Raw genomic sequence first — 24184 nt, forward strand, 5'->3', positions numbered from 1 at the left:
AATCTGCCGCTTGTTGCCTGGGGTCGACCGGATTACTTGTCGATATCCAGCATGTTGTTGTTCAGCATGTAATCGATCACCTGGGACGAGGTGGCCGACGCGCTGCCGGTGAGGCTGTCGAACGTGTGGTTCATCAGCACTATCTCCTGGGTCACGGGGGCGGCGCTGCTCTCCTTGACCTGCAGGTGAACCCCTTCGCTGTCCTGGAAGACAGAGAGCAGGCTCTTCAGATCGTTCTGGTTGCGAGAACCATCGTGATCCAGCAGGTCACTCAGATCCAGCTTGTCACCCTCCGCCTTGGAGAAGTCGACCACGTAATCCTTGGCCACGCTGCCCGCAGCGGTGTCGCCCTGCAGCCAGGTGAAGGTATCGGCGCCGCCATCCCCCTTGAGGATGTCATTGCCCAGCCCGCCGACCAGGATGTCATTGCCCAGACCACCGCTCAGGGTATCGTCACCGCTACCGCCGTACAGGGTGTCGTTGCCGCTGCCACCGTACAGGGTATCGTTGCCGCTCTCGCCGTACAGGGTGTCGTTGCCGGCACCACCGAACAGGATGTCGTTGCCGGCCCCGCCGAACAGGAAGTCATCGCCACCCTGGCCGAACAGGATGTCGTTGCCATCGCCGCCGATCAGCACGTCCGCCTTGTCGTTGTTGGAGGACTGATCGAACTCGCTGGCATGATCCGTGATGTAGTCATGGACCTGGGCATCGGTCACCGAGCCTGCGCTCAGCTTGCCGGCCACATACTGCTTGATGGCCGCGTAACCTTCACCGTTGATGCCGGCGAAGTGGATGGCATCCCCGAACAGGATGTCGTCACCGGCACCGCCGTCGATCCGGTCGCTGCCCGGCAGGTTGTTCACCGAGGTACCCAGGATGGCGTTGGCCAGGTCGCTGGCGTTGACACCGGTCATGATGACGCCGTCAGAGTCGTAGGACTTGAGATCGTTGTAGGAGATGTTGGCCCCCAGTCCGATCGCTTCCACCGTGACCCCCATGCCCGTCAGCAAGGCAAAGCCGGCAACGGCATTGCTGATGGTGGTGGATGTGGAATCCTGTCCATTACCTGCCAGGGTCGAGTAGGTATAACCACCCAGACCATCAGGGCGCATATAACCGATCGTGGATACCTTGCCTGAGGTATCGCTCTTGTACACGACGCCCTGGCCATCAATCACGGTGAAGTTACCGTTCTTGTATACCTGACCAGGCACATAACCATTTTGCAGCAGCTGATTGAGATACACGTCCTTGTTGTTGTTGGTGTAGTCATCAACCAGCGGGTTGCTGCCTTCATTGCTCAGATAGTAAGTCGGCTTACCATCGGTAATGAAGTAGGTCAGGTTCTTGGCATTGGTATTACCCTGTACGGTCGAGCTGTTGAACCAGTTGGCCGTGGTCTTGAACACATCCTCGTAGTTGGTGCCACCGCCGCTGTTGGTGCTGCCATCCATGCTGTCGAGAATGGCTTGCAGCTGGCTCAGGGCGTTGCTGTCCTTCAGGTTCACACTGACCGACTTGTTGGCCATGGTGTCGAAGTCCACCAGGAAGATGTTGACCGTCCCGGCCCCATCGGTGCCGGCGCTCGCCTTGAGGCTGGAGAACACCTGAGCCAGCTGGCTCTTGATGGTGTTCATGGCGCTGCTGCCGATACTGCCTGAGCTGTCGACCATGAAGGCGATGTTGTAGTTCTGGCCCGGCAATACCACGCTGCCATCCAGATCCCCGACCACGATATTGTGCTCGTTGCCATAGGTGCGGTTCTGATCGCCCGGCTCCCCTTCGGTGGAAAGGAAGTAGCTCATGCGGATCGAATCCTGATCCGATGCACTGCTGGTCTGGTCGGTCGCCACTTCCTTGGCGATGGCTTCTACCTTCAGGTCGAACTGGCCGGCACTGCTGCCCGGTACCCGCAGGGTCAGACCGGTCAGCTTGACGTCCAGCGCGCTCTGGTTCCACAGACCGGTCAGCGTCAGCTTGCCATCAGCTCCCACGGTGCCGAGCACGGTGGAACCCTGATACAGAGTCGACCCCGTCGGCATGCCGGTCAGCACCAGGCTGTCGAACTGCTCGCTGCCATCCCGGTCGGTCAGGGAAGCGCTGATCTCGAACGGGTAATCCACCACGCTCGGCTGTACCGCCGTCAGGGTGCCGTCGGTCTGGTTGAACTGATAGATGCCGTCATCAAACTGCACCAGCTCAATGTCGTAGAGCGACTTGCTGATGGTGACGCCGTTTTCCTTCACCAGGAAGTTGAAACCGCCGTCACTTCTGCGCTCGATGACATAGTTGGCACGCGAGCCCATCAGTACGGCCAGGTCGGTACCGGCGCCGCCAAACAGGGTGTCGCCACCCAGTCCGGCCACCAGGATGTCATTGCCAGTGCCGCCGTCGAGGGTATCGCCGGAGACAGAGTTGCCGCCGACCAATACATCATTGCCTGCACCGCCGACGAAGTAATCGCCACCCCCCTTCACGCTGACGATGTAGTCGTTGCCGCTGGTCCCCACCACACTGTCCTGGGTGGTGGTGCTGTCGGTAAAGCTGCTGGTGATGCCAAAGTTGCCCTTGTTGAAGTTGCCGCTCTGGAACGCTCCGGTGGAGATGCCGGACGACGGGTACTGGGTATAAAGCGGGACGCCATTGCCCGTCAGGCTGATGTCGACCACCGGCTTGTCCGCGACCGCCGTGATATCGATCACCAGCTTGCCGCTGTTGCTCAGGTTGGCGCCGTCGCTGATCTGGTAACCAAAGCTGGCGTAATCGCCCTGCAGGTTGCCGGTCACGACGCCATTGCCGTTGCTGGCGTTGGTGCTCGACTCGTTGAGGCCCGGCACGAAGCGCAGGTGGCCGCTGTCGATATCGGCGTAGGAGACAAGATCCCCCACCTTGACCGCAATCCACTGGCCGGCTGCGTTCAGGTACTCCAGCTTGCCGTTCAGCGGCAAGGTGTTGATCTGCACACTCAGGTCAGAAGCGGCCTGATCATCGCTGGCACCAAACTGGGCCCACTTCAGCACCAGCGGCGTGTCTTCCTTGCCGGCACTGTAGCCACCCGTGGTCACCGGCGCACGATCGTTGTCGATGATGGTACCGATGCCGTTCTGACCGCCCACGGTCACGGTCAGGGTTTCATTCGCTTCGACCAGACGATCGTCCACCGTCGGGATGGTCACGGTAAAGCCCGACACCCCGGCCGGCACGGTGATCTTGCCGGTGGTGCTGTTGTAGGTCACCCCGTTGCTGAACTGGGCAGTCCCCCAGTCAAGGCTGGAAGCCGGGTTGGTACCGCTGCCCTTGATGCCGAAGTCATACTGGGTCGCTTCCTGGGTCGCATCAGAGAGCGTCACCGTGTGCAGCAGGTTGCCACCCTCGGCCGCACTCTCGCTGGAGACCGACTGTACGATGGGCGTAAACAGCGGCTTGGTTGCGAAAGAGCCCAGGCTGTAGTCGCCGTCGCCATCCACCACCTTGATCTGGAAGTCGATGTCGCCATCTCCCAGCGGCTTGGACATGTTCTGATACTGGAAGAACTCCCACTTGCCGGTGGCCGGGGTAAATTCCAGACGGAACACCAGGGTGCCATCGCTGGCCTTGCCGACCAGGGTATTGGCCGATTCCATCGTCGTGGTGATCAGCTTGCCGGTCGCCGTGGTCAGCCCGGTCTCGGTAGAACCGACCAGCTGCATGTAGCCCTTGCCGTCGGCCCCCCACTGCGGAGTGACCGTGCCGGAACCGTAGGCGATAGCCGGCGCCGTGGTGGCACCGAGGAACTCGATGCTCTTCACGGTGAAGTCGCTGTTGTCGGCGTAGAGGCCGTTACCATTGTTGGTGGCCTTGATGACCATGGTATCGAAACCACCCTGCTGCACCTGGAAGTTGCCGGCATAGTCGCCACCCGCCGCGTTGGAGCTGAAGGTCTGGGTACCGATCAGCACGCCGCCGCGATAGAACTCGACCACACCGCTCTCCAGCTCGCCACCGAACATCTGGCTGAACTTGATGTTGGCGCCATAGGCCACCTTGCCCGCATCCAGCTTGACGATCAGCTGCTCGGAAGCAGAAGTACCGTTTGCAAAGTGGCGGAAGTCTACCTCGTTGGCGAGGTTGTGGTTCGGTGAACCGACACTGGAAACCCCCAGACCAGAGCTGGAACCGTTGACATTGGCGGTGATCAGGGCCGAGTTGGTCGACGAGGTAAAGCCCAGCGCCGTGATGCTGAAGCCGCTCACGTTCAGGGTCGTCTGGTTGCTGCCACTGTACTTGGTCAGATCAAACAGGCCGGTCAGGGTATCCGGGATGTTGGTCTTGATGACGGAGACGGCCGCCATGTCACCGGCCACCGGCGAGTCATCCTCGACCGAGATGGGCAGACTGCCGGTGGTGGTGGTCTTGCCATCCGAGACGGTCACACCGATCTGGAAGTTGAGTACGTCTTCACTGCCCTTGACCGGATGATCAAGCGGGGCCTTGAGCGTCACGTCATAACTCCAGTCGCCCTTGCTGCCAGCGGCAGGCGCGGTCAGCTTCACATCCATGACCGCCTTGTAGTCAGCGCCGCCCGGTGTACCGGTATAACCGGTCAATACCTTGGTGGCGGCATTCCAGCTCCACTGCACCGCGGCACCGCCAGCCGTCAGGCCAGCCGGCCCGTTCAGGCTGATGGTGAGCGTATCCTGGCTGTCGACATCGCCGACCGTGATCTTGCCGCTGGCGGCCACGCTGTCGGTGGTATCGCTGCTGCCTGCCGTATCGGCAATGCCACCGGCCAGCCCCTCTTCGGAGACCACGGCCCCCTTGTCGATACTCAGGGTCGGTGCATCGTTGGTGCCGGTGATGGTGACCGAGACGGTATGGCTGGTGCCATCGACACTCTTGACGGTGAAGGTTTCAATACGGGTCTCACCTTGGCCCAGGTACTGCACCTTGCTGTTATCGACGTTGTAGCTCCAGGTACCGGTCTCGGTGATGGAGAGGCTGCCCAGCGCACCCGCACTCGGGGTGCCGTTGCCGGCCACAAACTTGGCCTGACCCTGGTCCGCATCGCTGATGGTCAGCACGCCGCTGTCGCTCAGCTTGCCGCCGACCACATTCAGGTCTTCGGTCACTGCACCCAGGTCATCCCCCGCCACCACGGCGCCATCGTTCACGCCAGTGATGGTGATGGTGACGGTGTGGCTGGTGCCATCGACACTCTTGACGGTGAAGGTTTCAATACGGGTCTCACCTTGGCCCAGGTACTGCACCTTGCTGTTATCGACGTTGTAGCTCCAGGTACCGGTCTCGGTGATGGAGAGGCTGCCCAGCGCACCCGCACTCGGGGTGCCGTTGCCGGCCACAAACTTGGCCTGACCCTGGTCCGCATCGCTGATGGTCAGCACGCCGCTGTCGCTCAGCTTGCCGCCGACCACATTCAGGTCTTCGGTCACTGCACCCAGGTCATCCCCCGCCACCACGGCGCCATCGTTCACGCCAGTGATGGTGATGGTGACGGTGTGGGTGGTGCCATCCACCGACTGCACGGTGAAGCTCTCGACGCGGGTCTCACCTTGGCCCAGGTACTGCACCTTGCTGTTGTCAACGTTGTAGCTCCAGGTACCGGTCTCGGTGATGGAGAGGCTGCCCAGCGCACCCGCACTCGGGGTGCCGTTGCCGGCCACAAACTTGGCCTGACCCTGGTCCGCATCGCTGATGGTCAGCACGCCGCTGTCGCTCAGCTTGCCGCCGACCACGTTCAGATCTTCGGTCACTGCGCCCAGGTCATCCCCCGCCACCACGGCGCCATCGTTCACGCCGGTGATGGTGATGGTGACGGTGTGGGTGGTGCCATCCACCGACTGCACGGTGAAGCTCTCGACGCGGGTTTCGCCCAGGCCCAGGTACTGCACCTTGCTGTTGTCGACGTTGTAGCTCCAGGCACCGGTCTCGGTGATGGAGAGGCTGCCCAGTGCGCCCGCGCTCGGGGTGCCATTGCCGGCCAGGAACTTGGCCTGACCCTGATCTTCATCGCTGATGGTCAGCACGCCGCTGTCGCTCAGCTTGCCGCCGACCACGTTCAGATCTTCGGTCACTGCCCCCAGGTCATCCCCCGCCACCACGGCGCCATCGTTCACGCCGGTGATGGTGATGGTGACGGTGTGCTCGGTGCCGTCCACCGACTTGACCACAAAGGTCTCGACCTTGGTCTCGCCTTCGCCCAGGTACTGCACCTTGCTGTTGTCGACGTTGTAAGTCCAGGTACCGCCTTCGGTGATGGTCAGGCTGCCCAGTGCGCCAGTGCTGGCCACGCCGTTGCCGGCCAGGAACTTGGCCTCGTCGGCGCCGTCCACGTCGGTCACGCTCAGGGTGCCGGTCTCGGTCAGCAGCGGGGTGCTTTCATCTTCGGTGACTGCACCAGTGTCGCTACCGGTGATCACCGCGGCATCGTTGACGCCAGTGATGGTGATGGTCACGGTGTGCTCGGTGCCATCCACCGACTTGACCACAAAGGTCTCGACCTTGGTCTCGCCCTCGCCCAGGTACTGCACCTTGCTGTTGTCGACGTTGTAGGTCCAGGCACCGCCTTCGGTGATGGTCAGGCTACCCAGTGCACCCGCACTCGGGGTGCCGTTGCCGGCCAGGAACTTGGCCTCATCGGCGCCGTCCATGTCGGTCACGCTCAGGGTGCCGGTCTCGGTCAGCAGCGGGGTGCTTTCATCTTCGGTGACCGCACCAGTATCGCTACCGCTGATCACCGCGGCATCGTTGACGCCAGTGATGGTGATAGTGACGGTGTGCTCGGTGCCATCCACGGACTTGACCACAAAGGTCTCGACCTTGGTCTCGCCCTCGCCCAGGTACTGCACCTTGCTGTTGTCGACGTTGTAAGTCCAGGCCCCGCGTTCGGTGATGGCGAGGCTACCCAGTGCACCCGCACTCGGGGTGCCGTTGCCGGCCAGGAACTTGGCCTCGTCGGCGCCGTCCACGTCGGTCACGCTCAGGGTGCCGGTCTCGGTCAGGGTCGGCTTGGTCTCGTCTTCGGTGACCGCACCAGTATCGCTACCGGTGATCACCGCGGCATCGTTGACGCCAGTGATGGTGATGGTGACGGTGTGCTCGGTGCCATCCACGGACTTGACCACAAAGGTCTCGACCTTGGTCTCGCCCTCGCCCAGGTACTGTACCTTGCTGTTGTCGACGTTGTAGCTCCAGGCCCCGCCTTCGGTGATGGAGAGGCTACCCAGTGCACCGGCGCTCGGGGTGCCGTTGCCGGCCAGGAACTTGGCTTCGTCGGCGCCGTCCACGTCGGTCACGCTCAGGGTGCCGGTCTCGGTCAGAGTCGGGTTGGTTTCGTCTTCGGTGACCGCACCGCTGTCAGTGCCACCGATCACGGCAGAGTCGTTGACGCCGGTGATGGTGATGGTGACGGTGTGAGTGGTGCCATCGACTGAGGCCACGGTGAAGGTCTCGACCTTGGTCTCGCCTTCGCCCAGGTACTGCACGTCGCCGTTGGCCACGTTGTAAGTCCAGTTGCCATCGGCATCGATGGTCAGGCTGCCCAGCGCACCCGCGCTCGGGGTGCCGTTGCCAGCCAGGAACTTGGCCTCGTCGGCGCCGTCCACGTCGGTCACGCTCAGGGTGCCGGTCTCGGTCAGCAGCGGGGTGCTTTCATCTTCGGTGACTGCACCAGTGTCGCTACCGGTGATCACCGCGGCATCGTTGACGCCAGTGATGGTGATGGTCACGGTGTGCTCGGTGCCATCCACGGACTTGACCACAAAGGTCTCGACCTTGGTCTCGCCTTCGCCCAGGTACTGCACCTTGCTGTTGTCGACGTTGTAAGTCCAGGCCCCGCCTTCGGTGATGGCGAGGCTGCCCAGTGCACCCGCGCTCGGGGTGCCGTTGCCGGCCAGGAACTTGGCCTCGTCGGCGCCGTCCACGTCGGTCACGCTCAGGGTGCCGGTCTCGGTCAGCAGCGGGGTGGTTTCGTCTTCGGTGACTGCACCGCTGTCAGTGCCACCGATCACGGCAGAGTCGTTCACGCCAGTGATGGTGATGGTGACGGTGTGAGTGGTGCCATCGACCGAGGCCACGGTGAAGGTCTCGACCTTGGTCTCGCCTTCGCCCAGGTACTGTACCTTGCTGTTGTCGACGTTGTAGGTCCAGGCCCCGCCTTCGGTGATGGAGAGGCTACCCAGTGCACCCGCGCTCGGGGTGCCGTTGCCGGCCAGGAACTTGGCCTCGTCGGCGCCGTCCACGTCGGTCACGCTCAGGGTGCCGGTCTCGGTCAGCAGCGGGGTGGTTTCGTCTTCGGTGACTGCACCGCTGTCAGTGCCACCGATCACGGCAGAGTCGTTCACGCCAGTGATGGTGATGGTGACGGTGTGCTCGGTGCCGTCCACGGACTTGACCACAAAGGTCTCGACCTTGGTCTCGCCCTCGCCCAGGTACTGCACCTTGCTGTTGTCGACGTTGTAGGTCCAGGCACCGCCTTCGGTGATGGAGAGGCTGCCCAGTGCGCCCGCGCTCGGGGTGCCATTGCCGGCCAGGAACTTGGCCTGACCCTGATCTTCATCGCTGATGGTCAGCACGCCGCTGTCGCTCAGCTTGCCGCCGACCACGTTCAGATCTTCGGTCACCGCGCCCAGGTCATCCCCCGCCACCACGGCGCCATCGTTCACGCCGGTGATGGTGATGGTGACGGTGTGCTCGGTGCCGTCCACCGACTTGACCACAAAGGTCTCGACCTTGGTCTCGCCTTCGCCCAGGTACTGCACCTTGCTGTTGTCGACGTTGTAAGTCCAGGTACCGCCTTCGGTGATGGTCAGGCTGCCCAGTGCGCCAGTGCTGGCCACGCCGTTGCCGGCCTGGAACTTGGCCTCGTCGGCGCCGTCCACGTCGGTCACGCTCAGGGTGCCGGTCTCGGTCAGCAGCGGGGTGCTTTCATCTTCGGTGACTGCACCAGTGTCGCTACCGGTGATCACCGCGGCATCGTTGACGCCAGTGATGGTGATGGTCACGGTGTGCTCGGTGCCATCCACCGACTTGACCACAAAGGTCTCGACCTTGGTCTCGCCCTCGCCCAGGTACTGCACCTTGCTGTTGTCGACGTTGTAGGTCCAGGCACCGCCTTCGGTGATGGTCAGGCTACCCAGTGCACCCGCACTCGGGGTGCCGTTGCCGGCCAGGAACTTGGCCTCATCGGCGCCGTCCACGTCGGTCACGCTCAGGGTGCCGGTCTCGGTCAGCAGCGGGGTGCTTTCATCTTCGGTGACCGCACCAGTATCGCTACCGCTGATCACCGCGGCATCGTTGACGCCAGTGATGGTGATAGTGACGGTGTGCTCGGTGCCGTCCACGGACTTGACCACAAAGGTCTCGACCTTGGTCTCGCCCTCGCCCAGGTACTGCACCTTGCTGTTGTCGACGTTGTAAGTCCAGGCCCCGCGTTCGGTGATGGCGAGGCTACCCAGTGCACCCGCACTCGGGGTGCCGTTGCCGGCCAGGAACTTGGCCTCGTCGGCGCCGTCCACGTCGGTCACGCTCAGGGTGCCGGTCTCGGTCAGGGTCGGCTTGGTCTCGTCTTCGGTGACCGCACCAGTATCGCTACCGGTGATCACCGCGGCATCGTTGACGCCAGTGATGGTGATGGTGACGGTGTGCTCGGTGCCATCCACGGACTTGACCACAAAGGTCTCGACCTTGGTCTCGCCCTCGCCCAGGTACTGTACCTTGCTGTTGTCGACGTTGTAGCTCCAGGCCCCGCCTTCGGTGATGGAGAGGCTACCCAGTGCACCGGCGCTCGGGGTGCCGTTGCCGGCCAGGAACTTGGCTTCGTCGGCGCCGTCCACGTCGGTCACGCTCAGGGTGCCGGTCTCGGTCAGAGTCGGGTTGGTTTCGTCTTCGGTGACCGCACCGCTGTCAGTGCCACCGATCACGGCAGAGTCGTTGACGCCGGTGATGGTGATGGTGACGGTGTGAGTGGTGCCATCGACTGAGGCCACGGTGAAGGTCTCGACCTTGGTCTCGCCTTCGCCCAGGTACTGCACGTCGCCGTTGGCCACGTTGTAAGTCCAGTTGCCATCGGCATCGATGGTCAGGCTGCCCAGCGCACCCGCGCTCGGGGTGCCGTTGCCAGCCAGGAACTTGGCCTCGTCGGCGCCGTCCACGTCGGTCACGCTCAGGGTGCCGGTCTCGGTCAGCAGCGGGGTGCTTTCATCTTCGGTGACTGCACCAGTGTCGCTACCGGTGATCACCGCGGCATCGTTGACGCCAGTGATGGTGATGGTGACGGTGTGCTCGGTGCCATCCACGGACTTGACCACAAAGGTCTCGACCTTGGTCTCGCCCTCGCCCAGGTACTGTACCTTGCTGTTGTCGACGTTGTAGCTCCAGGCCCCGCCTTCGGTGATGGAGAGGCTACCCAGTGCACCGGCGCTCGGGGTGCCGTTGCCGGCCAGGAACTTGGCTTCGTCGGCGCCGTCCACGTCGGTCACGCTCAGGGTGCCGGTCTCGGTCAGAGTCGGCTTGGTTTCGTCTTCGGTGACCGCACCGCTGTCAGTGCCACCGATCACGGCAGAGTCGTTGACGCCGGTGATGGTGATGGTGACGGTGTGAGTGGTGCCATCGACTGAGGCCACGGTGAAGGTCTCGACCTTGGTCTCGCCTTCGCCCAGGTACTGCACGTCGCCGTTGGCCACGTTGTAAGTCCAGTTGCCATCGGCATCGATGGTCAGGCTGCCCAGCGCACCCGCGCTCGGGGTGCCGTTGCCAGCCAGGAACTTGGCCTCGTCGGCGCCGTCCACGTCGGTCACGCTCAGGGTGCCGGTCTCGGTCAGCAGCGGGGTGCTTTCATCTTCGGTGACTGCACCAGTGTCGCTACCGGTGATCACCGCGGCATCGTTGACGCCAGTGATGGTGATGGTCACGGTGTGCTCGGTGCCATCCACGGACTTGACCACAAAGGTCTCGACCTTGGTCTCGCCTTCGCCCAGGTACTGCACCTTGCTGTTGTCGACGTTGTAGGTCCAGGCACCGCCTTCGGTGATGGTCAGGCTACCCAGTGCACCCGCACTCGGGGTGCCGTTGCCGGCCAGGAACTTGGCTTCGTCGGCGCCGTCCACGTCGGTCACGCTCAGGGTACCGGTCTCGGTCAGAGTCGGGTTGGTCTCGTCTTCCACCACGCCGCCAGTGTCGGTGCCGGTAATGACCGCCGCATCGTTGACGCCGGTGATGGTGATGGTGACGGTGTGGGTGGTGCCATCGACTGAAGCCACGGTGAAGGTCTCGACCTTGGTCTCGCCCTCACCCAGGTACTGCACCTTGCTGTTGTCGACGTTGTAGGTCCAGGCACCGCCTTCGGTGATGGAGAGGCTACCCAGCGCACCCGCACTCGGGGTGCCGTTGCCGGCCAGGAACTTGGCTTCATCCGCCCCGTCCACGTCGGTCACGCTCAGGGTGCCGGTCTCGGTCAGAGTCGGGTTGGTCTCGTCTTCGGTAACTGCACCGCTGTCAGTGCCGCCGATCACGGCAGAGTCGTTCACACCAGTGATGGTGATGGTGACGGTGTGAGTGGTGCCATCGACTGAAGCCACGGTGAAGGTCTCGACCTTGGTCTCGCCCTCGCCCAGGTACTGCACCTTGCTGTTGTCGACGTTGTAAGTCCAGGCACCGCCTTCGGTGATGGCGAGGCTGCCCAACGCACCCGCGCTCGGGGTGCCGTTGCCGGCCAGGAACTTGGCCTCGTCGGCGCCGTCCACGTCGGTCACGCTCAGGGTACCGGTCTCGGTCAGAGTCGGGTTGGTCTCGTCTTCCACCACGCCGCCAGTGTCGGTGCCGGTAATGACCGCCGCATCGTTGACGCCGGTGATGGTGATGGTGACGGTGTGGGTGGTGCCATCGACTGAGGCCACGGTGAAGGTCTCGACCTTGGTCTCGCCCTCGCCCAGGTACTGCACCTTGCTGTTGTCGACGTTGTAAGTCCAGGCCCCGCGTTCGGTGATGGCGAGGCTACCCAGTGCACCCGCACTCGGGGTGCCGTTGCCGGCCAGGAACTTGGCCTCGTCGGCGCCGTCCACGTCGGTCACGCTCAGGGTGCCGGTCTCGGTCAGGGTCGGCTTGGTCTCGTCTTCGGTGACCGCACCAGTATCGCTACCGGTGATCACCGCGGCATCGTTGACGCCAGTGATGGTGATGGTGACGGTGTGCTCGGTGCCATCCACGGACTTGACCACAAAGGTCTCGACCTTGGTCTCGCCCTCGCCCAGGTACTGTACCTTGCTGTTGTCGACGTTGTAGCTCCAGGCCCCGCCTTCGGTGATGGAGAGGCTACCCAGTGCACCGGCGCTCGGGGTGCCGTTGCCGGCCAGGAACTTGGCTTCGTCGGCGCCGTCCACGTCGGTCACGCTCAGGGTGCCGGTCTCGGTCAGAGTCGGGTTGGTTTCGTCTTCGGTGACCGCACCGCTGTCAGTGCCACCGATCACGGCAGAGTCGTTGACGCCGGTGATGGTGATGGTGACGGTGTGAGTGGTGCCATCGACTGAGGCCACGGTGAAGGTCTCGACCTTGGTCTCGCCTTCGCCCAGGTACTGCACGTCGCCGTTGGCCACGTTGTAAGTCCAGTTGCCATCGGCATCGATGGTCAGGCTGCCCAGCGCACCCGCGCTCGGGGTGCCGTTGCCAGCCAGGAACTTGGCCTCGTCGGCGCCGTCCACGTCGGTCACGCTCAGGGTGCCGGTCTCGGTCAGCAGCGGGGTGCTTTCATCTTCGGTGACTGCACCAGTGTCGCTACCGGTGATCACCGCGGCATCGTTGACGCCAGTGATGGTGATGGTGACGGTGTGCTCGGTGCCATCCACGGACTTGACCACAAAGGTCTCGACCTTGGTCTCGCCCTCGCCCAGGTACTGTACCTTGCTGTTGTCGACGTTGTAGCTCCAGGCCCCGCCTTCGGTGATGGAGAGGCTACCCAGTGCACCGGCGCTCGGGGTGCCGTTGCCGGCCAGGAACTTGGCTTCGTCGGCGCCGTCCACGTCGGTCACGCTCAGGGTGCCGGTCTCGGTCAGAGTCGGCTTGGTTTCGTCTTCGGTGACCGCACCGCTGTCAGTGCCACCGATCACGGCAGAGTCGTTGACGCCGGTGATGGTGATGGTGACGGTGTGAGTGGTGCCATCGACTGAGGCCACGGTGAAGGTCTCGACCTTGGTCTCGCCTTCGCCCAGGTACTGCACGTCGCCGTTGGCCACGTTGTAAGTCCAGTTGCCATCGGCATCGATGGTCAGGCTGCCCAGCGCACCCGCGCTCGGGGTGCCGTTGCCGGCCAGGAACTTGGCCTCGTCGGCGCCGTCCACGTCGGTCACGCTCAGGGTGCCGGTCTCGGTCAGCAGCGGGGTGCTTTCATCTTCGGTGACTGCACCAGTGTCGCTACCGGTGATCACCGCGGCATCGTTGACGCCAGTGATGGTGATGGTCACGGTGTGCTCGGTGCCATCCACGGACTTGACCACAAAGGTCTCGACCTTGGTCTCGCCTTCGCCCAGGTACTGCACCTTGCTGTTGTCGACGTTGTAAGTCCAGGCCCCGCCTTCGGTGATGGCGAGGCTGCCCAGTGCACCCGCGCTCGGGGTGCCGTTGCCGGCCAGGAACTTGGCTTCGTCGGCGCCGTCCACGTCGGTCACGCTCAGGGTGCCGGTCTCGGTCAGCAGCGGGGTGGTTTCGTCTTCGGTGACTGCACCGCTGTCAGTGCCACCGATCACGGCAGAGTCGTTCACGCCAGTGATGGTGATGGTGACGGTGTGAGTGGTGCCATCGACCGAGGCCACGGTGAAGGTCTCGACCTTGGTCTCGCCTTCGCCCAGGTACTGTACCTTGCTGTTGTCGACGTTGTAGGTCCAGGCCCCGCCTTCGGTGATGGAGAGGCTACCCAGTGCACCCGCGCTCGGGGTGCCATTGCCGGCCAGGAACTTGGCCTCGTCGGCGCCGTCCACGTCGGTCACGCTCAGGGTACCGGTCTCGGTCAGGGTCGGGTTGGTTTCGTCTTCGGTAACCGCACCAGTGTCGCTACCGGTGATCACCGCGGCATCGTTGACGCCGGTGATGGTGATAGTGACGGTGTGCTCGGTGCCGTCCACGGACTTGACCACAAAGGTCTCGACCTTGGTCTCGCCTTCGCCCAGGTACTGCACCTTGCTGTTGTCGACGTTGTAGGTCCAGGCACCGCCTTCGGTGATGGCGAGGCTACCCAGTGCACCCGCACTCGGGGTGCCGTTGCCGGCCAGGAACTTGGCCTCGTCGGCGCCGTCCACGTCGGTCACGCTCAGGGTGCCGGTCTCGGTCAGAGTCGGGTTGGTCTCGTCTTCGGTGACTGCACCGCTGTCAGTGCCACCGATCACGGCAGAGTCGTTCACGCCAGTGATGGTGATAGTGACGGTGTGAGTGGTGCCATCGACCGAGGCCACGGTGAAGGTCTCGACCTTGGTCTCGCCTTCGCCCAGGTACTGCACCTTGCTGTTGTCGACGTTGTAAGTCCAGGCCCCGCCTTCGGTGATGGTCAGGCTACCCAGTGCACCCGCACTCGGGGTGCCGTTGCCGGCCAGGAACTTGGCTTCATCCGCCCCATCCACGTCGGTGACGCTCAGGGTGCCGGTCTCGGTCAGAGTCGGGTTGGTTTCGTCTTCGGTGACCGCACCAGTATCGCTACCGGTGATCACCGCGGCATCGTTGACGCCGGTGATGGTGATAGTGACGGTGTGCTCGGTGCCGTCCACGGACTTGACCACAAAGGTCTCGACCTTGGTCTCGCCCTCGCCCAGGTACTGCACCTTGCTGTTGTCGACGTTGTAGGTCCAGGCACCGCCTTCGGTGATGGAGAGGCTACCCAGTGCACCCGCACTCGGGGTGCCGTTGCCGGCCAGGAACTTGGCTTCGTCGGCGCCGTCCACGTCGGTCACGCTCAGGGTGCCGGTCTCGGTCAGCAGCGGGGTGGTTTCGTCTTCGGTGACCGCACCAGTATCGCTACCGGTGATCACCGCGGCATCGTTGACGCCGGTGATGGTGATAGTGACGGTGTGCTCGGTGCCGTCCACGGACTTGACCACAAAGGTCTCGACCTTGGTCTCGCCCTCGCCCAGGTACTGCACCTTGCTGTTGTCGACGTTGTAGGTCCAGGCCCCGCCTTCGGTGATGGAGAGGCTACCCAGTGCACCCGCGCTCGGGGTGCCGTTGCCGGCCAGGAACTTGGCCTCGTCGGCGCCGTCCACGTCGGTCACGCTCAGGGTGCCGGTCTCGGTCAGGGTCGGGTTGGTTTCGTCTTCGGTAACCGCACCAGTGTCGCTACCGGTGATCACCGCGGCATCGTTGACGCCGGTGATGGTGATAGTGACGGTGTGCTCGGTGCCGTCCACGGACTTGACCACAAAGGTCTCGACCTTGGTCTCGCCTTCGCCCAGGTACTGCACCTTGCTGTTGTCGACGTTGTAGGTCCAGGCACCGCCTTCGGTGATGGTCAGGCTACCCAGTGCACCCGCACTCGGGGTGCCGTTGCCGGCCAGGAACTTGGCCTCGTCGGCGCCGTCCACGTCGGTCACGCTCAGGGTGCCGGTCTCGGTCAGAGTCGGGTTGGTCTCGTCTTCGGTGACTGCACCGCTGTCAGTGCCACCGATCACGGCAGAGTCGTTCACGCCAGTGATGGTGATAGTGACGGTGTGAGTGGTGCCATCGACCGAGGCCACGGTGAAGGTCTCGACCTTGGTCTCGCCTTCGCCCAGGTACTGCACCTTGCTGTTGTCGACGTTGTAGGTCCAGGCCCCGCCTTCGGTGATGGTCAGGCTACCCAGTGCACCCGCACTCGGGGTGCCGTTGCCGGCCAGGAACTTGGCTTCATCCGCGCCGTCCACGTCGGTCACGCTCAGGGTGCCGGTCTCGGTCAGCAGCGGGGTGGTTTCGTCTTCGGTGACTGCACCGCTGTCAGTGCCACCGATCACGGCAGAGTCGTTCACGCCAGTGATGGTGATGGTGACGGTGTGCTCGGTGCCGTCCACGGACTTGACCACAAAGGTCTCGACCTTGGTCTCGCCCTCGCCCAGGTACTGCACCTTGCTGTTGTCGACGTTGTAGGTCCAGGCACCGCCTTCGGTGATGGCGAGGCTGCCCAGTGCGCCCGCGCTCGGGGTGCCATTGCCGGCCAGGAACTTGGCCTGACCCTGATCTTCATCGCTGATGGTCAGCACGCCGCTGTCGCTCAGCTTGCCGCCGACCACGTTCAGATCTTCGGTCACCGCGCCCAGGTCATCCCCCGCCACCACGGCGCCATCGTTCACGCCGGTGATGGTGATGGTGACGGTGTGCTCGGTGCCGTCCACCGACTTGACCACAAAGGTCTCGACCTTGGTCTCGCCTTCGCCCAGGTACTGCACCTTGCTGTTGTCGACGTTGTAAGTCCAGGTACCGCCTTCGGTGATGGTCAGGCTGCCCAGTGCACCCGCGCTCGGGGTGCCGTTGCCGGCCAGGAACTTGGCTTCGTCGGCGCCGTCCACGTCGGTCACGCTCAGGGTGCCGGTCTCGGTCAGCAGCGGGTTGGTTTCGTCTTCGGTAACTGCACCGCTGTCAGTGCCGCCGATCACGGCAGAGTCGTTCACGCCAGTGATGGTGATAGTGACGGTGTGAGTGGTGCCATCGACTGAAGCCACGGTGAAGGTCTCGACCTTGGTCTCGCCCTCACCCAGGTACTGCACCTTGCTGTTGTCGACGTTGTAGGTCCAGGCACCGCCTTCGGTGATGGTCAGGCTGCCCAGTGCACCGGCGCTCGGGGTGCCATTGCCGGCCACAAACTTGGCCTCGTCAGCGCCGTCCACGTCGGTCACGCTCAGGGTGCCGGTCTCGGTCAGCAGCGGGTTGGTCTCGTCTTCGGTAACTGCACCGCTGTCAGTACCGCCGATCACGGCAGAGTCGTTCACGCCGGTAATGGTAATGGTGACGGTATGAGTGGTGCCATCGACTGAAGCCACGGTGAAGGTCTCGACCTTGGTCTCGCCTTCGCCCAGGTACTGCACCTTGCTGTTGTCGACGTTGTAGGTCCAGGCACCGCCTTCGGTGATGGTCAGGCTGCCCAGCGCGCCAGTGCTGGCCACGCCGTTGCCGGCCACAAACTTGGCTTCATCCGCCCCGTCCACGTCGGTCACGCTCAGAGTGCCGGTCTCGGTCAGCAGCGGGTTGGTCTCGTCTTCGGTGACTGCACCGCTGTCAGTGCCACCGATCACGGCAGAGTCGTTCACGCCGGTGATGGTAATGGTGACGGTGTGAGTGGTGCCATCGACCGAGGCCACGGTGAAGGTCTCGACCTTGGTCTCGCCTTCGCCCAGGTACTGTACCTTGCTGTTGTCGACGTTGTAGGTCCAGGCCCCGCCTTCGGTGATGGAGAGGCTACCCAGTGCACCCGCGCTCGGGGTGCCGTTGCCGGCCAGGAACTTGGCCTCGTCGGCGCCGTCCACGTCGGTCACGCTCAGGGTGCCGGTCTCGGTCAGGGTCGGGTTGGTTTCGTCTTCGGTAACCGCACCAGTGTCGCTACCGGTGATCACCGCGGCATCGTTGACGCCGGTGATGGTGATAGTGACGGTGTGCTCGGTGCCGTCCACGGACTTGACCACAAAGGTCTCGACCTTGGTCTCGCCTTCGCCCAGGTACTGCACCTTGCTGTTGTCGACGTTGTAGGTCCAGGCACCGCCTTCGGTGATGGTCAGGCTACCCAGTGCACCCGCACTCGGGGTGCCGTTGCCGGCCAGGAACTTGGCTTCGTCGGCGCCGTCCACGTCGGTCACGCTCAGGGTACCGGTCTCGGTCAGAGTCGGGTTGGTCTCGTCTTCCACCACGCCGCCAGTGTCGGTGCCGGTAATGACCGCCGCATCGTTGACGCCGGTGATGGTGATGGTGACGGTGTGGGTGGTGCCATCGACTGAAGCCACGGTGAAGGTCTCGACCTTGGTCTCGCCCTCACCCAGGTACTGCACCTTGCTGTTGTCGACGTTGTAGGTCCAGGCACCGCCTTCGGTGATGGAGAGGCTACCCAGCGCACCCGCACTCGGGGTGCCGTTGCCGGCCAGGAACTTGGCTTCATCCGCCCCGTCCACGTCGGTCACGCTCAGGGTGCCGGTCTCGGTCAGAGTCGGGTTGGTCTCGTCTTCGGTAACTGCACCGCTGTCAGTGCCGCCGATCACGGCAGAGTCGTTCACACCAGTGATGGTGATGGTGACGGTGTGAGTGGTGCCATCGACTGAAGCCACGGTGAAGGTCTCGACCTTGGTCTCGCCCTCGCCCAGGTACTGCACCTTGCTGTTGTCGACGTTGTAAGTCCAGGCACCGCCTTCGGTGATGGCGAGGCTGCCCAACGCACCCGCGCTCGGGGTGCCGTTGCCGGCCAGGAACTTGGCCTCGTCGGCGCCGTCCACGTCGGTCACGCTCAGGGTACCGGTCTCGGTCAGAGTCGGGTTGGTCTCGTCTTCCACCACGCCGCCAGTGTCGGTGCCGGTAATGACCGCCGCATCGTTGACGCCGGTGATGGTGATGGTGACGGTGTGGGTGGTGCCATCGACTGAGGCCACGGTGAAGGTCTCGACCTTGGTCTCGCCCTCGCCCAGGTACTGCACCTTGCTGTTGTCGACGTTGTAGCTCCAGGTACCGGTCTCGGTGATGGAGAGGCTACCCAGTGCACCCGCGCTCGGGGTGCCGTTGCCGGCCAGGAACTTGGCTTCGTCGGCGCCGTCCACGTCGGTCACGCTCAGGGTGCCGGTCTCGGTCAGCAGCGGGTTGGTTTCGTCTTCGGTAACTGCACCGCTGTCAGTGCCGCCGATCACGGCAGAGTCGTTCACGCCAGTGATGGTGATAGTGACGGTGTGAGTGGTGCCATCGACTGAAGCCACGGTGAAGGTCTCGACCTTGGTCTCGCCCTCACCCAGGTACTGCACCTTGCTGTTGTCGACGTTGTAGGTCCAGGCACCGCCTTCGGTGATGGTCAGGCTGCCCAGTGCACCGGCGCTCGGGGTGCCGTTGCCGGCCAGGAACTTGGCTTCATCCGCCCCGTCCACGTCGGTCACGCTCAGAGTGCCGGTCTCGGTCAGCAGCGGGTTGGTCTCGTCTTCGGTGACTGCACCGCTGTCAGTGCCACCGATCACGGCAGAGTCGTTCACGCCGGTGATGGTAATGGTGACGGTGTGAGTGGTGCCATCGACCGAGGCCACGGTGAAGGTCTCGACCTTGGTCTCGCCTTCGCCCAGGTACTGTACCTTGCTGTTGTCGACGTTGTAGGTCCAGGCCCCGCCTTCGGTGATGGTCAGGCTGCCCAGCACACCCGCGCTCGGGGTGCCGTTGCCGGCCACAAACTTGGCTTCGTCGGCGCCGTCCACGTCGGTCACGCTCAGGGTACCGGTCTCGGTCAGGGTCGGGTTGGTCTCGTCTTCGGTGACCGCACCAGTGTCGTTACCGGTAATGACCGCGGCATCGTTGACGCCGGTGATGGTGATGGTGACGGTGTGAGTGGTGCCATCGACCGAGGCCACGGTGAAGGTCTCGACCTTGGTCTCACCTTCGCCCAGGTACTGCACCTTGCTGTTGTCGACGTTGTAGGTCCAGACACCGCCTTCGGTGATGGTCAGGCTACCCAGTGCGCCAGTGCTGGCCACGCCGTTGCCGGCCACAAACTTGGCCTCGTCGGCGCCGTCCACGTCGGTCACGCTCAGGGTGCCGGTCTCGGTCAGAGTCGGGTTGGTCTCGTCTTCGGTGACCGCACCAGTATCGCTACCGGTGATCACCGCGGCATCGTTGACGCCGGTGATGGTGATGGTCACGGTGTGCTCGGTGCCATCCACGGACTTGACCACAAAGGTCTCGACCTTGGTCTCGCCTTCGCCCAGGTACTGCACGTCGCCGTTGGCCACGTTGTAAGTCCAGTTGCCATCGGCATCGATGGTCAGGCTGCCCAGCGCACCCGCGCTCGGGGTGCCGTTGCCAGCCAGGAACTTGGCTTCATCCGCCCCATCCACGTCGGTCACGGTCAGAGTGCCGCTGTCAGTCAGTACATCCGGGCTGGCATCTTCCGTCACCGCACCGCTGTCGGTGCCAGTAATAACAGCCGCATCGTTAACGCCGGTGATGGTGATGGTGACGGTATGAGTGGTGCCATCGACTGAGGCCACGGTGAAGGTCTCGACCTTGGTCTCGCCCTCGCCCAGGTACTGCACCTTGCTGTTGTCGACGTTGTAGGTCCAGGCACCGCCTTCGGTGATGGCGAGGCTGCCCAGCGCACCCGCGCTCGGGGTGCCGTTGCCGGCCAGGAACTTGGCTTCATCCGCCCCGTCCACGTCGGTGACGCTCAGGGTGCCGGTCTCGGTCAGAGTCGGCTTGGTCTCGTCTTCGGTGACTGCACCGCTGTCAGTGCCACCGATCACGGCAGAGTCGTTCACGCCAGTGATGGTGATGGTCACGGTGTGGGTGGTGCCATCGACCGAGGCCACGGTGAAGGTCTCAACCTTGGTCTCGCCCTCGCCCAGGTACTGCACCTTGCTGTTGTCGACGTTGTAAGTCCAGGCACCGCCTTCGGTGATGGTCAGGCTGCCCAGCGCACCGGCGCTCGGGGTGCCGTTGCCGGCCACAAATTTGGCCTCGTCGGCACCATCCACGTCGGTCACGCTCAGGGTACCGGTCTCGGTCAGCAGCGGGTTGGTCTCGTCTTCCACCACGCTACCGGTATCGCTACCGGTGATCACCGCGGCATCGTTGACGCCGGTGATGGTGATGGTGACGGTGTGAGTGGTGCCATCGACTGAGGCCACGGTGAAGGTCTCGACCTTGGTCTCGCCCTCGCCCAGGTACTGCACCTTGCTGTTGTCGACGTTGTAGGTCCAGGCACCGCCTTCGGTGATGGCGAGGCTGCCCAGCGCACCCGCGCTCGGGGTGCCGTTGCCGGCCACAAATTTGGCCTCATCGGCGCCGTCCACGTCGGTGACGCTCAGGGTGCCGGTCTCGGTCAGCAGCGGGGTGGTTTCGTCTTCGGTGACTGCACCGCTGTCAGTGCCACCGATCACGGCAGAGTCGTTCACGCCGGTGATGGTGATGGTGACGGTGTGCTCGGTGCCGTCCACGGACTTGACCACAAAGGTCTCGACCTTGGTCTCACCTTCGCCCAGGTACTGCACCTTGCTGTTGTCGACGTTGTAGGTCCAGGCACCGCCTTCGGTGATGGTCAGGCTGCCCAGTGCGCCAGTGCTGGCCACGCCGTTGCCGGCCAGGAACTTGGCTTCATCCGCCCCGTCCACGTCGGTGACGCTCAGGGTACCGGTCTCGGTCAGCAGCGGGGTGGTTTCGTCTTCGGTGACTGCACCGCTGTCAGTGCCACCGATCACGGCAGAGTCGTTCACGCCGGTGATGGTGATGGTGACGGTGTGCTCGGTGCCATCCACGGACTTGACCACAAAGGTCTCGACCTTGGTCTCGCCTTCGCCCAGGTACTGCACCTTGCTGTTGTCGACGTTGTAGGTCCAGGCACCGCCTTCGGTGATGGCGAGGCTACCCAGTGCGCCAGTGCTCGGGGTGCCGTTGCCGGCCAGGAACTTGGCCTCGTCGGCACCATCCACGTCGGTGACGCTCAGGGTACCGGTCTCGGTCAGCAGCGGGTTGGTTTCGTCTTCCACCACGCTACCGGTATCGCTACCGGTGATCACCGCGGCATCGTTGACGCCGGTAATGGTGATGGTGACGGTGTGCTCGGTGCCGTCCACGGACTTGACCACAAAGGTCTCGACCTTGGTCTCGCCCTCGCCCAGGTACTGCACCTTGCTGTTGTCGACGTTGTAGGTCCAGGCACCGCCTTCGGTGATGGTCAGGCTGCCCAGTGCACCCGCGCTCGGGGTGCCGTTGCCGGCCAGGAACTTGGCTTCATCCGCCCCGTCCACGTCAGTCACGCTCAGGGTACCGGTCTCGGTCAGAGTCGGGTTGGTCTCGTCTTCCACCACGCTGCCGGTGTCGGTGCCGGTAATGACAGCGGCATCGTTCACGCCGGTGATGGTGATGGTGACGGTGTGAGTGGTGCCATCGACTGAGTCCACGGTGAAGGTCTCGACCTTGGTCTCGCCCTCGCCCAGGTACTGCACCTTGCTGTTGTCGACGTTGTAGGTCCAGGCACCGCCTTCGGTGATGGTCAGGCTGCCCAGTGCGCCCGCACTCGGGGTGCCGTTGCCGGCCAGGAACTTGGCTTCATCCGCCCCGTCCACGTCGGTCACGCTCAGGGTACCGGTCTCGGTCAGAGTCGGGTTGGTTTCATCTTCGGTGACCGCACCGCTGTCAGTGCCACCGATCACGGCAGAGTCGTTCACGCCGGTGATGGTGATGGTGACGGTGTGAGTGGTGCCATCGACTGAGGCCACGGTGAAGGTCTCGACCTTGGTCTCGCCCTCGCCCAGATACTGCACCTTGCTGTTGTCGACGTTGTAGCTCCAAGCCCCGCCTTCGGTGATGGTCAGGCTGCCCAGCGCACCCGCACTCGGGGTACCGTTGCCGGCCACAAACTTGGCCTCGTCAGCGCCGTCCACGTCGGTGACGCTCAGGGTGCCGGTCTCGGTCAGAGTCGGGTTGGTCTCGTCTTCCACCACGCCGCCGGTGTCGGTGCCGGTAATGACAGCCGCGTCGTTGACCGGCGTAACAGTCCCGGTCACGCCGCCTGTGGCGCTGTTCAGGCCATCGGTGATGGTGTATTCAAACGCGATGTTGCCATTGAAATCCGGAGCCGGCGTGAAGATCAGCTGGCCATTGCTGAGAGTGACGGAACCATTGCTGATCGCTACCGTGCCGCCTTCGGCAATGGTCTGGCCGTTGATGGCGGTAATGGTGAGACGATCGCCATCCATATCCGTGTCGTTGCCAAGCACATTGATGGTGACGGTGCCGTCCTCCGCCACGGTGAACTGGTCGTCACCCGGCAGAGGCGCGGCATTCACCACGCTGTTGTCGGTCCCCTTGGGCGAGGTGTTGCCCACCGGGTCGGTCAGGGTGGCATCCACCGTGATGGGGCCATTGACCGGCAGATCCGTGGTAGGGATGGTCAGAGTGACCTGGGTACGGCCGATGTCGTCGGTCGTCAGAATTCTACTGGAATCGGGCACACCATCACCGTTCCAGTCCACATCGAGACGATCGCCAGCCTTGGCATCGCCCGGCAGCCGGATGATGACATCCACCCCGTTTTCGCGCTCGTTGGCGGAGATGACATTGTCCGCGCCGTCCTGGATTTCCACTTGCGGCGCCGAGGGCGCGGTACTGTCCACGCTGCCGTCATCGGTCGCGGTGCCGGTGTTGCCAGCCGGATCGGTGACGCTGGCAGTCACTGTGTAGGAGCCATCAACCAGCGGAGTGATCACGTCCACGCTGAAGGTGCCATCCGGATTGACGGTGGTGATCAGGGTTTGCTGGTTGCCATTGGCATCGGTCACCAGCAGGGTCACGGTACTGCCGGCGTCGGCATCCGTGGTTCCGGTGATGGTCGGTGTCGTGTCGTTGGTATTGTCAGGGGCGGAGACGGTGATCACCGGCGGGACGAGATCAATCAGGCGATTCTCTTCACCCGGCAGTGCATCAGCGATCACGCCGGCATCGGTCTGGTTGGCCGTATCAAAACCGGCCGCTGCTATGGTGGCATCACCGGTACGATCGATGGTAACGAAACCACCGTTGCCACTGGCGCCAGCCACGCCACCAATGCCACCACCACCGGCGGCAGGCGCCCCACCCGCGGCAGATGCTTCAAATGCCTTGGTCGGGTCGGCGCCGCCCAGGATGGCCTGCTGCAGGGCCGCGATGTCATTGGGATTGCCGGACGGCACATTCTGGGCAAGCTGCGGCTCTTGAGACGTTTCATCCTCAACCTGCTGCTCGTTGGTCGGGCTCAGGGTGAAAGTCTGGTTGCCACCTTTGAAGCTGGCGCCTTCAGGAGTGATCAGCACCGCATCCTTGGGCAGGATATCGCCTTCGGCGAGCTGCTTCTGGCTGCCATCAGCGGCCACCAGGTAAACCTTGCCTTTCAACTGGGTAACGACGACGTCCTGATCCAATGCGATATTGTGGCTGCTCATGTTCTCTCCTGAATCTCTATTGGCATGCAATATTCCACCGTCTAATGTGCCCGCGAATGGCGCCGGAAACCAGTTAGAAAATTCGAATGGAT

General features: G+C 63.4%; 1 protein-coding gene. It reads right to left on the reverse strand.

All coding sequences use genetic code 11. The features are described 5' to 3' along the window. Nucleotides 1-32: 32 nt before the first annotated feature. Nucleotides 33-24092, reverse strand: a complete 24060-nt coding sequence (locus E5E97_RS23180; RefSeq protein WP_171281180.1) for a VCBS domain-containing protein — start codon at nucleotides 24090-24092, stop codon at nucleotides 33-35. Between the last annotated feature and the right edge of the window lie 92 nt (nucleotides 24093-24184).

The organism is Aeromonas sp. 2692-1 (assembly GCF_013085505.1).
In the GTDB taxonomy this organism is placed as follows: Bacteria; Pseudomonadota; Gammaproteobacteria; order Enterobacterales; family Aeromonadaceae; genus Aeromonas; species Aeromonas hydrophila.